Source organism: Trabulsiella odontotermitis (assembly GCF_001297775.1).
Taxonomy (GTDB): domain Bacteria; phylum Pseudomonadota; class Gammaproteobacteria; order Enterobacterales; family Enterobacteriaceae; genus Trabulsiella; species Trabulsiella odontotermitis.
On sequence record NZ_LIFX01000010.1, the window covers coordinates 79,596 to 92,658 of the forward strand.

Genomic DNA, 13,063 nt, shown 5'->3' on the forward strand with positions numbered 1-13,063 from the left:
GGGCAATGCGGGAGATTTTTCATGCATAACCAGGCTCCAATTCAACGTAGGAAGTCCACACGCATTTACGTTGGTAACGTGCCGATCGGCGATGGAGCCCCCATCGCCGTGCAGTCAATGACCAACACGCGTACGACGGATGTCGAAGCGACGGTCAATCAAATCAAAGCGCTGGAGCGCGTTGGCGCGGACATCGTCCGCGTCTCTGTTCCGACCATGGATGCCGCAGAAGCCTTCCGACTCATCAAACAGCAGGTCAATGTTCCGCTGGTGGCTGATATCCACTTCGATTACCGCATTGCGCTGAAAGTCGCCGAGTACGGCGTTGACTGCCTGCGCATCAACCCGGGCAACATTGGTAACGAAGAGCGCATCCGTCAGGTGGTGGATTGCGCGCGTGATAAAAACATCCCAATCCGTATCGGCGTTAACGCCGGTTCGCTGGAAAAAGATCTCCAGGAAAAATACGGTGAGCCAACGCCGCAGGCGCTGCTCGAATCCGCCATGCGCCACGTTGATCACCTCGATCGTCTCAATTTCGATCAATTCAAAGTCAGCGTGAAAGCTTCTGACGTGTTCCTGGCGGTGGAATCTTATCGCCTGCTGGCGAAGCAAATCGACCAACCGCTGCATCTTGGGATCACCGAAGCGGGCGGCGCTCGCAGCGGCGCGGTGAAATCAGCGATCGGCCTCGGTTTGCTGCTCTCCGAAGGGATCGGCGATACCCTGCGTGTGTCGCTGGCGGCCGATCCGGTTGAAGAGATCAAAGTCGGCTTCGACATTCTGAAATCGCTGCGTATTCGTGCGCGCGGTATCAACTTCATCGCCTGCCCGACCTGCTCGCGTCAGGAGTTTGACGTGATTGGTACGGTTAACGCGCTCGAACAGCGTCTGGAAGACATCATCACGCCGATGGACGTGTCGATTATCGGTTGCGTGGTGAACGGCCCTGGCGAAGCACTGGTGTCCACACTCGGCGTTACCGGCGGCAACCGTAAAAGCGGTCTGTACGAAGACGGCGTGCGTAAAGATCGTCTGGACAACGACGACATGATTGCGCAGCTTGAAGCGCGGATCCGTGCGAAAGCCAGCATGCTCGACGAAGCCCAACGCATCGACGTCCAGCAGGTCGACGTAAAATAATAACGTGATGGGAAGCGACGCGCTTCCCGTGTATGATTGAACCCGCGGGCGCAACAGCGCTAAGGGTTCATTTTTGTATATAGAAAGAGAATAAACGTGGCAAAGAACATTCAAGCCATTCGCGGCATGAACGATTACCTGCCGGGCGAAACCGCCATCTGGCAGCGCATTGAAGGCACACTGAAAGAGGTGCTCGGCAGCTACGGTTACAGTGAAATCCGTTTGCCGATTGTAGAGCAGACCCCGTTATTCAAACGCGCGATCGGTGAAGTCACCGACGTCGTCGAAAAAGAGATGTATACCTTCGAAGATCGTAACGGCGACAGCCTGACGCTACGCCCGGAAGGTACTGCGGGCTGTGTACGCGCCGGCATCGAACATGGTCTTCTGTACAATCAGGAACAACGTTTGTGGTACATCGGGCCGATGTTCCGCCACGAGCGTCCGCAGAAAGGGCGCTATCGCCAGTTCCATCAGATCGGTTGCGAAGTGTTTGGCCTGCAGGGTCCGGATATCGACGCCGAACTGATTATGCTGACCGCACGCTGGTGGCGCGCGCTGGGGATCTCCAATGATGTCAGCCTGGAGCTGAACTCCATCGGCTCACTGGAAGCCCGCGCGAACTACCGTGACGCGCTGGTCGCGTTTCTGGAGCAGCACACCGATAAGCTTGATGAAGACAGCAAACGCCGCATGTACAGCAACCCGCTGCGTGTACTGGATTCAAAAAGCCCTGACGTTCAGGCGCTGCTGAACGACGCGCCTGCGCTGGGCGATTACCTGGACGACGAATCGAAAGAACACTTTGCCGGGCTGTGTAAATTCCTCGACGATGCCGGTATTGCCTATACCGTGAATCAGCGTCTGGTGCGCGGCCTGGATTACTACAATCGTACGGTTTTTGAGTGGGTCACCAATAGCCTGGGTTCCCAGGGCACCGTTTGCGCCGGTGGGCGTTATGATGGTCTGGTTGAGCAGTTAGGCGGGCGCGCCACCCCAGGCGTCGGTTTTGCGATGGGGCTTGAGCGATTAGTTTTACTGGTTCAGGCCGTTAATCCGGAATTTAAAGCCGATCCTGTTGTCGATATATACCTGATCGCCTCCGGAGAAAATACTCAGTCAGCCGCTATGCGTCTGGCAGAGCAGATCCGCGATGCGAACAAAGGCGTTAAACTGATGACTAACCACGGTGGCGGTAACTTCAAGAAGCAGTTTGCCCGTGCAGACAAGTGGGGCGCTCGCGTCGCGCTGGTGCTGGGTGAATCTGAGATGGCGGAACGCAACGTTGTGGTGAAAGATTTACGCTCAGGTGAGCAAACGACTGTCGCGCAGGATAGCGTTGCGGCGTATTTGCGCACACTACTGGGCTAATCTCCCGGGAAATATCATTCAGGAGAAGGACTGCGTGGAAATTTACAATAACGAAAACGACCAGGTCGATGCACTTAAACGGTTCTTTGCGGAGAACGGTAAGGCACTGGCGGTTGGGGTGATACTCGGGGTAGGCGCGCTGGTCGGCTGGCGCTACTGGACCTCCCATCAGATCGAAACGGCCAGAGGCGCATCGCTGGCCTATGAAAATGCGGTCTCTTCGCTGAATTCCGGCAAGCCGGAAGCTATCGCGTCAGCGGAAAAATTTGCGGCTGAAACGAAAAATACTTACGGCGCGTTTGCTTCTCTGGAGCTGGCGCAACAGTATGTCGATGCAAACCAGCTCGATAAAGCAGAAAAACAGTTGCAGCAGGGTCTGGCTGCCGCCAGTGATGATAACCTTAAATCGGTTATCAACATGCGTCTTGCTCGTCTTCAGCTTCAGCTGAAACAGCCGGATGCTGCGCTGAAAACCCTTGATGGCATCAAAGGCGAAGGCTGGACGGCTATCGTCGCGGATCTGCGCGGTGAAATTCTGCTGAGCAAAGGCGATAAGCAAGGCGCGCGTACCGCGTGGGAAGCGGGCGTTAAGAGCGATGCTTCACCCGCGCTTAGCGAAATGATGCGCATGAAAATAAATAATTTGTCCATCTGAGAGGGACGCGATGCAATTGCGTAAATTACTTTTGCCAGGACTGCTTTCAGTGACTCTGCTGAGTGGTTGCTCGTTATTTAACAGCGAAGAAGACGTTGTCAAAATGTCTCCGCTGCCAACGGTTGAAAACCAGTTTACTCCGTCCACTGCCTGGGACACGTCAGTCGGCAGCGGGATTGGCGAATATTACTCCAACCTCCATCCGACCTATGCGGACAACGTGGTCTATGCCGCTGATCGCAAAGGCACCGCGAAAGCGGTGAATATGGATGATGGTCGTGAAGTCTGGTCGGTGAACCTGGCAGAAAAAGATGGCTGGTTCTCGCATGCGCCAGCACTGCTCTCCGGTGGTCTGACCGTTTCCGGCGGCCATGTGTATGTCGGCAGTGAAAAAGCGAAAGTGTATGCCCTGAATACCGGCGATGGCACCGTAGCATGGGAAACGGTAGTCGCGGGTGAAGCGCTTTCTCGTCCGGTCGTCAGCGATGGCATGGTGCTGGTACACACCAGCAACGGCCAGCTGCAGGCGCTGAACGAAAGCGACGGTGCGGTGAAATGGACCGTGAACCTTGATATGCCGTCCCTGTCTCTGCGTGGTGAATCTGCGCCTGCGACCGCGTACGGCGCCGCCATTGTGGGCGGTGATAACGGCCGCGTCAGCGCTGTGCTGATGCAGCAGGGCCAGATCATCTGGCAACAACGTATTTCCCAGGCCACTGGCGCGACCGAAATCGATCGCCTGAGCGACGTCGACACCACCCCGGTTGTGGTTGAAGGCGTGGTTTATACGCTGGCCTATAACGGCAACCTGACTGCGCTGGATCTGCGCAGCGGTCAGATCATGTGGAAACGTGAGCTGGGCTCGGTCAATGATTTTATCGTTGATGGCGACCGTATCTATATGGTCGATCAGAACGACCGCCTGCTGGCGCTGACCACTGATGGCGGCGTGACGCTGTGGACGCAGAGCGATCTGCTGCACCGTCTGCTGACCGCGCCAGTGCTGTATAATGGCAGCCTGGTCGTCGGCGACAGCGAAGGCTATATGCACTGGATCAACCCGCAGGATGGCCGCTTTGTGGCGCAACAGAAGGTCGACAGCTCCGGCTTCCTGACCGATCCTGTTGTGGCAGACGGCAAACTGTTAATCCAGGCGAAAGACGGCACGCTGTACGCAATTACGCGTTAAGTCAGTCGTAGTGAGATGTAATAAACGGCTCCTGTTCAGTCAGGGGCCGTTTTACTGTTTTTAGAATTGAAGAGGCATTTAACATGGTACCTGTGGTCGCGCTTGTCGGGCGCCCTAACGTAGGAAAATCCACGCTTTTTAACCGCCTGACGCGTACTCGTGACGCGCTGGTTGCGGATTTTCCGGGTCTGACTCGTGACCGTAAATACGGTCGTGCTGAAGTGGAAGGCCGTGAGTTTATCTGTATCGATACCGGCGGTATTGATGGCAACGAAGAGGGCGTGGAAACCCGTATGGCGGAACAGTCGCTGCTGGCGATTGAAGAAGCTGATGTGGTGCTGTTTATGGTCGATGCCCGCGCGGGCCTGATGCCTGCGGACGAAGCGATTGCCAAACACCTGCGTTCCCGCGAAAAACCCACCTTCCTCGTGGCGAATAAAACCGACGGTATCGACCCGGATCAGGCCGTTGCGGATTTCTGGTCGCTGGGGCTTGGCGAAATCCACCCGATTGCCGCGTCTCATGGTCGTGGCGTCGCCAGCCTGCTGGAGCACGTCCTGCTGCCGTGGATGGAAGATGTCGAGTCTGCGGAAGAAGTCGACGAAGACGCCGCTTACTGGGCGCAGTTCGAAGCAGAACAAAACGGCGAAGAAGCAGAAGAGCCGGAAGATGATTTTAACCCGCAGGATCTGCCGATTAAGCTGGCGATTGTGGGCCGTCCGAACGTCGGTAAGTCAACACTGACTAACCGCATTCTTGGTGAAGAACGTGTGGTGGTTTTCGACATGCCGGGCACCACCCGCGACAGCATCTATATCCCGATGGAGCGCGATGAGCGCGAATATGTGCTTATCGACACCGCCGGGGTGCGCAAGCGTGGCAAAATCACTGATGCCGTAGAAAAATTCTCGGTGATTAAAACGTTACAGGCAATCGAAGACGCCAACGTGGTGATGCTGGTGATTGACGCCCGTGAAGGCATCTCTGATCAGGATCTCTCGCTGCTGGGCTTTATCCTCAATAGTGGGCGCTCACTGGTGATTGTGGTTAACAAGTGGGACGGTCTGAGCCTGGAAGTGAAAGAGCAGGTCAAAGAGACGCTTGATTTCCGTCTGGGCTTTATTGATTTCGCCCGCGTGCACTTTATCTCCGCTCTGCACGGCAGTGGTGTGGGTAACCTGTTTGAGTCAGTGCGTGAAGCCTATGACAGCTCCACGCGTCGCGTCAGCACCGCCATGCTGACCCGCATCATGAACATGGCGGCAGACGATCACCAGCCGCCGCTGGTGCGTGGTCGTCGCGTGAAGCTGAAATACGCGCACGCGGGGGGCTATAACCCGCCGATTGTGGTGATCCACGGCAACCAGGTCAAAGATCTGCCGGATTCCTACAAGCGCTATCTGATGAACTATTTCCGTAAATCGCTGGACGTGATGGGCACGCCTATCCGCATTCAGTTCAAGGAAGGGGATAACCCGTTTGCCAACAAGCGCAACACGCTGACCCCGAATCAGATGCGTAAGCGTAAGCGTCTGATTAAGCACATCAAGAAAAGTAAGTAACCACACCCTGCCAGCCTTCTCCGTCAGGAGAGGGCTGGTGTCCAGGGAAAAGTGAGGAGTAACGATGGAACTCAACTGCCCGACCTGCCACAACCCGCTTGAGCTGAACAACGGCGCGGCGCACTGTGCCACCTGCGATAAAGACATCCCGCTCGAAGCGCGCTGCCCGGAATGCCACAAACCACTGGACGTGCTGAAAGCCTGCGGCGCGGTGGATTACTTCTGCCAGAACGGTCACGGTCTCATTTCAAAAAAACGCGTTGAATTCGTGCCGTTGAGCGCTTAATCGCACACGCAATCTTCCCCTTTTTGCCAGAGGTCCACCAGCGACGGCGGGGCCTCCTGTTCCGGAACCAGAATAATAATATCGGCGTATTGCGCCTGATTATGCTGCGTCCAGATGATCTGAATACGGAAATAACGCTGATCGCCACGCCCCGGTGATTCCGGCTGCCCCGGTGGCATGCCGCGCGGCACCGACTGCTGAAGAATATCAATTACCCGCTGGCGCTGAGCAGGCGCCAGTGAGGCGAGGGTGATCCGGCGCTGACCGCTGAGCCGGGGAATAAACGCCACGCCGCCTTCACGCGCCAGTTCTATGACCGCATCATCGGTCAGATCCGGTATCTGCATTTACATCACCCCCACGGTTTTCCACGCCTGTTCGATGGCGTCGGCTGTTTCCTTCCCGGAGCGCTTCTCGCCGTGGCTGATGGTCAGCTTCGCGAAATCGATGAAATCGGCATCCTGGGCGAGGGCGAGATCGCAGACGGTGTCGTACCAGGCGTATCCCGCTTTTTCCCATGCATAACCGCCCAGCGCGGTAGCTGCCAGGTAAAATGCCCGATTAGGAATACCGGAATTAAGATGCACGCCGCCGTTATCTTCGCGGGTTTTCACAAAGTCTTTCATATGAGCAGGCTGCGGATCTTTACCCAACAGCGGGTCATCATAGGCGGTGCCCGGCGCCGACATGGAGCGCAACCCTTTGCCGTTGATGCCTTTCGCCAGCAGCCCTTCACCGATGATCCAGTCAGCCTCGTCGGCACGCTGTTTAAGATGATACTGCTTCACCAGCGAACCGAACACGTCGGACAGCGATTCGTTCAGTGCGCCGGATTGCTCGAAATAGATCAGTCCGGCTTCGGTTTCCGTCACGCCATGACTGAGTTCATGCGCCACCACATCAATCGCGATGGTGAAGCGGTTGAAAATCTCGCCGTCACCATCGCCAAAGACCATCTGTTGCCCGTTCCAGAATGCGTTCTGGTATTCACGCCCGTAATGGACGGTACCGGTCAGAATGAGCCCTTTGTTGTCGAGTGAATCGCGCTTGTACTGTTGCCAGAAAAATTCGTGGGTGATGCCGAGGTAATTGTACGCCTCATCAACGGCAACATCGCCATTAGACGGATGCCCTTCGCTGCGCACCGGTGTGCCGGGCAGATCCTGGGTGTTTTTGGCATCGTAAATATCGCGCTCAAGTTGACCCGCCTTGCTGACGTGTGGCGCGGCAGGTTTTCCCGGCATATGCGCCATTAACGTCTGGACGTGCGTCAGGGTCTGACGTGCGCACTGCTGTTGCGGCGCGGAACCATGATCGATAATACGGCGCAGAATGTAGGGGGGAATAACGCTGTAATGATGGGTCGCTTTCATGCTGCTCTCCTTCGTTCTGGCAATGCCGAAATAAAAAAGAAACAGTGTTCAGTGTAAGCGAGTTTTACGCTTTCTTCCGCTGACGCGGTTTTGGTGCTGCTTCAACCGTGGTGACTTCGCTTTTCACCCAGCCATCGGACACGCGGGTAGTCAGTTGATCGCCGGCTTTGACTTGTTTCGTCTGCTTGATGGCTTTGCCATCCGGCGCAGTGGTCACGCTGTAGCCGCGCGCCAGCGTGGAGAGCGGGCTGACCGCTTCCAGATGTGTGACCGCATTACCAAAGCGTTCGCGTGTGGTGCTGAGGCGAGCGCGGATGTTTTCCGCCAGCCGGTATTCCAGTTGCCGGACGCGCGCCTGCGCACGGAAAATGCGCGGCTGCGGATCCTGCTGGTTCAGCCGTTGCAGCATGCGCTGTTGCTGTTGACTGGCGCGTTTCAACTGCGTTTCCAGAGCGAAATTCATGCGCTGACGCATGCGATCCAGCACTGTCTGCTGGCGTGCGAGACGCAACTGCGGATGCTGCTGTTGCAGGCGATGGTGCAGTTGGGTGAAACGACGATGACGATGGGCCAGATAGTAGTCCATCGCCATTTCCAGCCGTTGCTGGCCGGACTGGATCTGGCGCAGCAGTTCCTGCTGATTACGGCTGACGATCTCTGCGGCGGCGGACGGCGTGGGCGCGCGCAGGTCAGCGACAAAATCCGCAATGGTGACATCGGTTTCATGGCCGACGGCGCTGACGACCGGGATCAGGCTGGCGAAAATGGCGCGCGCGACGCGTTCGTCGTTGAAGCTCCACAAATCTTCCAGCGAACCGCCCCCGCGCCCGACAATCAGCACATCGCACTCCTGACGGCGATTCGCCAGTTCAATCGCGCGAACGATTTGCGCAGGCGCGTCGTCTCCCTGCACCGCGGTCGGGTAGATGATGACCGGCAGCGACGGATCGCGGCGCTGGAGGACGTGCAAAATATCATGCAACGCCGCACCGGTTCTGGAGGTGATCACCCCGACGCAGTGAGCGGGTGAGGGCAGCGCTTTTTTGAACTGCTGATCGAACAGCCCTTCGGCACTGAGCGCCGCTTTCAACTGTTCATATTTCTGCTGAAGCAAACCTTCCCCGGCGGGCTGCATGCTCTCAACAATGATTTGGTAATCGCCGCGGGGCTCGTACAGCGTAATATTCGCGCGCACCAGCACCTGCTGACCATGTTGAGGGCGAAACGTCACCCGGCGGTTGCTGTTGCGGAACATCGCACAGCGCACCTGGGCGTTGTCATCTTTTAGCGTGAAATACCAGTGACCGGAGGCGGGCTGGGTAAAATTGGAGATTTCGCCGCTGATCCACACTTGCCCCATCTCTTTTTCCAGCAGCATTCTCACCGACTGATTCAGGCGGCTGACGGTATAAATGGAGGGGGATTGAGAGGGTAACATGTGAGCGAGATCAAATTCTAAATCAGCAGGTTATTCAGTCGATAGTAACCCGCTGACAGGGGAGCGCAAGCTTTATTTGCAAAAAAGTGTGGATGCAATCGGTTACGCTCTGTATAATGCCACGGCAATATTTAATATCACCCAGGTAGAGATATTGCCCATGCTACGTATCGCCAAAGAAGCACTGACGTTTGACGACGTCCTCCTCGTTCCCGCTCACTCCACCGTTTTGCCGAATACTGCCGACCTCAGCACGCAGTTGACGAAGACGATTCGTCTGAACATCCCTATGCTTTCTGCCGCGATGGATACCGTCACGGAAGCGCGCCTGGCTATCGCGCTGGCGCAGGAAGGCGGCATCGGCTTTATCCACAAAAACATGTCCATCGAACGCCAGGCGGAAGAAGTTCGCCGCGTGAAAAAACATGAATCCGGCATCGTGACCGATCCGCAAACGGTTCTGCCAACCACCACACTACGTGAAGTGAAAGAGCTGACCGAGATTAACGGCTTCGCAGGCTATCCGGTTGTCACCGAAGATAACGAACTGGTCGGTATCATCACTGGCCGTGACGTGCGTTTCGTGACCGACCTGACACAGCCTGTCAGCGTCTACATGACGCCGAAAGAGCGTCTGGTGACGGTGCGTGAAGGCGAGACCCGCGAAGTGGTACTGGCGAAAATGCATGAGCGCCGCATCGAAAAAGCGCTGGTGGTTGATGATAACTTCCACCTGCTCGGCATGATCACCGTAAAAGATTTCCAGAAAGCAGAACGTAAACCTAACGCCTGTAAAGACGAGCATGGTCGTCTGCGCGTTGGCGCGGCGGTCGGTGCTGGTGCCGGTAACGAAGAGCGTGTTGACGCGCTGGTGGCGGCAGGCGTTGACGTGCTGCTCATCGACTCTTCACACGGTCACTCCGAAGGCGTTCTGCAACGCATCCGCGAAACCCGCGCGAAATACCCTGATCTGCAAATCATCGGCGGCAACGTTGCCACCGGCGCTGGCGCACGTGCGCTGGCTGAAGCGGGTGTGAGCGCCGTGAAAGTCGGTATCGGCCCGGGCTCCATCTGTACTACCCGCATCGTTACCGGCGTGGGCGTTCCGCAGATCACCGCCGTTTCTGACGCGGTTGAAGCGCTGGAAGGCACCGGCATTCCGGTTATCGCCGACGGTGGTATCCGTTTCTCCGGCGACATCGCCAAAGCGATTGCCGCAGGCGCCGCAGCCGTGATGGTCGGCTCCATGCTGGCGGGTACGGAAGAATCCCCGGGTGAGATCGAACTGTATCAGGGCCGCTCTTACAAATCCTACCGCGGGATGGGGTCACTCGGCGCGATGTCCAAAGGCTCTTCCGACCGTTATTTCCAGACCGACAACGCGGCTGACAAACTGGTCCCGGAAGGCATCGAAGGTCGCGTGGCCTACAAAGGTCGCCTGAAAGAGATTATTCACCAGCAGATGGGCGGTCTGCGCTCCTGTATGGGGCTGACCGGTTGTGGTACTATCGACGCGCTGCGTACCAAAGCGGAATTTGTACGCATCAGCGGAGCGGGTATCCAGGAAAGCCACGTTCACGACGTGACCATCACCAAGGAATCCCCGAACTACCGCCTCGGTTCTTAATGATTTCTGCGCCCGGTGCTTTCACCGGGCGCTTACTTTCACTCATTGCCATTTGCCCGGAACAACCGTCAATGACCGACAATATTCATAAACATCGCATTCTTATCCTCGACTTTGGCTCTCAATACACTCAGCTGGTTGCCCGCCGCGTACGCGAATTAGGCGTTTACTGCGAACTGTGGGCATGGGATGTCACCGAAGCGCAAATCCGCGACTTCAACCCCAGCGGCATCATTCTTTCCGGCGGCCCGGAAAGCACCACCGAACACAACAGCCCGCGCGCACCGGAATACGTATTCAACGCAGGCGTTCCGGTTCTCGGCGTGTGCTACGGCATGCAGACCATGGCAATGCAACTGGGCGGCCATGTTGAAGCCTCTAACGAGCGTGAATTTGGTTACGCGCAGGTTGAAGTAAAAACCGACAGTGCGTTTATCCACGGCATCGAAGACTCACTGACCGCCGAAGGCCGACCGCTGCTGGATGTATGGATGAGCCACGGCGATAAAGTCACCGCCATCCCGTCTGATTTCGTGACTGTTGCCAGCACCGAAACCTGCCCGTTCGCCATTATGGCTAACGAAGAAAAACGCTTCTACGGCGTACAGTTCCACCCGGAAGTGACCCACACCCGTCAGGGGCTGCGCATGCTGGAGCGTTTTGTTCGCGATATCTGCCAGTGTGAAGCGCTGTGGACGCCAGCAAAAATCATCGACGACGCGGTAGAACGCATTCGTCAGCAGGTGGGTGACGATAAAGTGATCCTCGGCCTGTCTGGTGGCGTGGACTCCTCCGTGACCGCCATGCTGCTGCATCGCGCCATCGGTAAAAACCTGACCTGTGTTTTCGTTGATAACGGTCTGCTGCGTCTGAACGAAGCCGAGCAGGTGATGGACATGTTTGGCGATCGTTTTGGTCTCAACATCGTTCACGTTCCGGCGGAAGAGCGTTTCCTGAGCGCGCTGGCGGGCATTGATGATCCGGAAGCGAAACGTAAAACTATCGGCCGCGTCTTTGTTGAAGTCTTCGATGAAGAAGCCTTCAGACTGGAAGACGTGAAATGGCTGGCGCAGGGCACTATCTACCCTGACGTGATTGAATCCGCCGCGTCTGCCACCGGCAAAGCGCACGTGATCAAATCTCACCACAACGTTGGCGGCCTGCCGAAAGAGATGAAGATGGGCCTTGTCGAACCGCTGAAAGAGCTGTTCAAAGACGAAGTGCGTAAAATCGGTCTGGAGCTGGGTCTGCCGTACGACATGCTGTATCGTCACCCGTTCCCGGGACCAGGCCTCGGCGTTCGCGTGCTGGGCGAAGTGAAGAAAGAGTTCTGCGACCTGCTGCGTCGCGCGGACGCCATCTTCATCGAAGAACTGCGTAAAGCGGATTTGTACGACAAAGTCAGCCAGGCGTTCACCGTCTTCCTGCCAGTCCGTTCCGTTGGCGTGATGGGCGATGGCCGTAAATACGACTGGGTCGTCTCGCTGCGCGCAGTTGAAACCATCGACTTCATGACCGCCCACTGGGCACACCTGCCGTACGATTTCCTCGGCCGCGTGTCCAACCGAATCATCAACGAAGTGAATGGTATTTCACGTGTCGTTTATGATATCAGCGGCAAGCCGCCAGCGACGATTGAGTGGGAATAAACCCGCTATTAGTTGCCTGAAATACAAAGCTCGCGTTATCGCGGGCTTTATTACTTTCAGGCCAGGTGCGACAGAATGTTCACCACCTTACCCAACGGATCGCGCACAAAGAAGCGACGCACATTCCAGGGTTCGTTAGTGATGGGATACACAATATCAAAGCCTTCGGCCTGCGCGCGTTCGTAGAGTTCATCCACGTTATCGACTTCGACGGATATTTCAGGAACCGGGGTTCCCGAACCGCCTTCACAGGCCACGCTGACTTGCGTCCGAGCCTTTGCGTCGCTGGCAAACGTCAGGATCCAGCCATGATCCATAACCATATCCATTCCCAGCAATCGTTCATAGAACGACCGCGCAATCTGAGGATCCGCAGTAGCGAGATTGGCGACGATGCGTAATACAGCCATCTTCTTTCCTTTAGTCGAGGATGATGAAAACGGGGGTATCAGAGATTTTAGTGCATCGGTAACAAAGGGGCGGCAATTAGCGCTGTTGCTGGGCTGGGGCTTCGGTAGTCAGGCTGGTTTGCTGCGCTTCTTTTTTGTCCTGATGATGATACCAGGCGCCGATGGAGGAGTAGACGAAGCGGCCAAAAAAGAAGAGGAAACTGATAAGGAGTACGATCCGCGTCATTCGACCGTTAAATCGATGTCGTTTTCGCATACTGGTGACCTGGCTGCTCACAAAGGGTTCCTTCAGATATACCCACAATTTGGGCGGTGAATATATTAAGGCACAGCGTGGCGCGAGGGTCAATCGAGGGAAGT

At 56.3% G+C, this 13,063-nt stretch carries 13 protein-coding genes; 8 read left to right on the forward strand and 5 right to left on the reverse strand.

Annotation, left to right across the window (positions count from 1 at the left end; genetic code table 11):
• Positions 1–21: 21 nt before the first annotated feature.
• From ispG to AOY23_RS14200, 6 genes are all read left to right on the forward strand, one after another.
• Positions 22–1,143, forward strand: coding sequence for a flavodoxin-dependent (E)-4-hydroxy-3-methylbut-2-enyl-diphosphate synthase (ispG, locus tag AOY23_RS14175; RefSeq protein ID WP_054179421.1), 1,122 nt, complete (start codon positions 22–24; stop codon positions 1,141–1,143).
• Positions 1,144–1,239: 96 nt separating this feature from the next.
• Positions 1,240–2,514 (forward strand): histidine--tRNA ligase, encoded by a 1,275-nt coding sequence (gene hisS, locus AOY23_RS14180; RefSeq protein ID WP_054179422.1) that lies wholly within the window; start codon positions 1,240–1,242, stop codon positions 2,512–2,514.
• A 34-nt stretch (positions 2,515–2,548) separates the two neighbouring features.
• Entirely contained in the window at positions 2,549–3,169 is a 621-nt protein-coding gene (locus tag AOY23_RS14185; RefSeq protein WP_054179423.1) for a YfgM family protein, read from the forward strand.
• Between the two features lie 10 nt (positions 3,170–3,179).
• A complete protein-coding gene (gene bamB, locus AOY23_RS14190) occupies positions 3,180–4,358 on the forward strand; it encodes an outer membrane protein assembly factor BamB (protein ID WP_054179424.1) in 1,179 nt (392 codons plus the stop codon).
• Positions 4,359–4,441: 83 nt separating this feature from the next.
• A complete protein-coding gene (gene der, locus AOY23_RS14195) occupies positions 4,442–5,920 on the forward strand; it encodes a ribosome biogenesis GTPase Der (RefSeq protein ID WP_054179425.1) in 1,479 nt (492 codons plus the stop codon).
• A gap of 64 nt (positions 5,921–5,984) precedes the next feature.
• Complete coding sequence (locus tag AOY23_RS14200; RefSeq protein WP_054179426.1) at positions 5,985–6,206, forward strand: zinc ribbon domain-containing protein; 222 nt, start codon at positions 5,985–5,987, stop codon at positions 6,204–6,206.
• Here AOY23_RS14200 and AOY23_RS14205 read toward each other — a convergent pair.
• The 3 genes from AOY23_RS14205 to xseA form a co-directional block, all read right to left on the reverse strand.
• Complete coding sequence (locus AOY23_RS14205) at positions 6,203–6,553, reverse strand: protealysin inhibitor emfourin (RefSeq protein ID WP_054179427.1); 351 nt, start codon at positions 6,551–6,553, stop codon at positions 6,203–6,205. The genes AOY23_RS14200 and AOY23_RS14205 overlap by 4 nt on opposite strands.
• Positions 6,554–7,579, reverse strand: coding sequence for a M4 family metallopeptidase (locus AOY23_RS14210; protein WP_054179428.1), 1,026 nt, complete (start codon positions 7,577–7,579; stop codon positions 6,554–6,556). It lies immediately after the preceding gene.
• A gap of 64 nt (positions 7,580–7,643) precedes the next feature.
• The gene (gene xseA, locus AOY23_RS14215; RefSeq protein ID WP_054179429.1) at positions 7,644–9,017 is read right to left on the reverse strand and encodes an exodeoxyribonuclease VII large subunit; all 1,374 of its coding nucleotides are present in this window, start codon (positions 9,015–9,017) and stop codon (positions 7,644–7,646) included.
• Between the two features lie 160 nt (positions 9,018–9,177).
• Here xseA and guaB point away from each other — a divergent pair, with 160 nt between their 5' ends.
• Positions 9,178–10,644, forward strand: coding sequence for an IMP dehydrogenase (gene guaB / locus AOY23_RS14220; RefSeq protein WP_054179430.1), 1,467 nt, complete (start codon positions 9,178–9,180; stop codon positions 10,642–10,644).
• A gap of 71 nt (positions 10,645–10,715) precedes the next feature.
• Complete coding sequence (gene guaA / locus AOY23_RS14225) at positions 10,716–12,293, forward strand: glutamine-hydrolyzing GMP synthase (RefSeq protein ID WP_054179590.1); 1,578 nt, start codon at positions 10,716–10,718, stop codon at positions 12,291–12,293.
• A gap of 56 nt (positions 12,294–12,349) precedes the next feature.
• Here the strand turns inward: guaA and AOY23_RS14230 are convergent, their stop codons facing one another.
• On the reverse strand, positions 12,350–12,703 hold the full coding sequence (locus tag AOY23_RS14230; RefSeq protein WP_054179431.1) for a VOC family protein: 354 nt from the start codon (positions 12,701–12,703) through the stop codon (positions 12,350–12,352).
• A 76-nt stretch (positions 12,704–12,779) separates the two neighbouring features.
• Entirely contained in the window at positions 12,780–12,959 is a 180-nt protein-coding gene (locus tag AOY23_RS14235; protein ID WP_054179591.1) for a YfgG family protein, read from the reverse strand.
• Between the last annotated feature and the right edge of the window lie 104 nt (positions 12,960–13,063).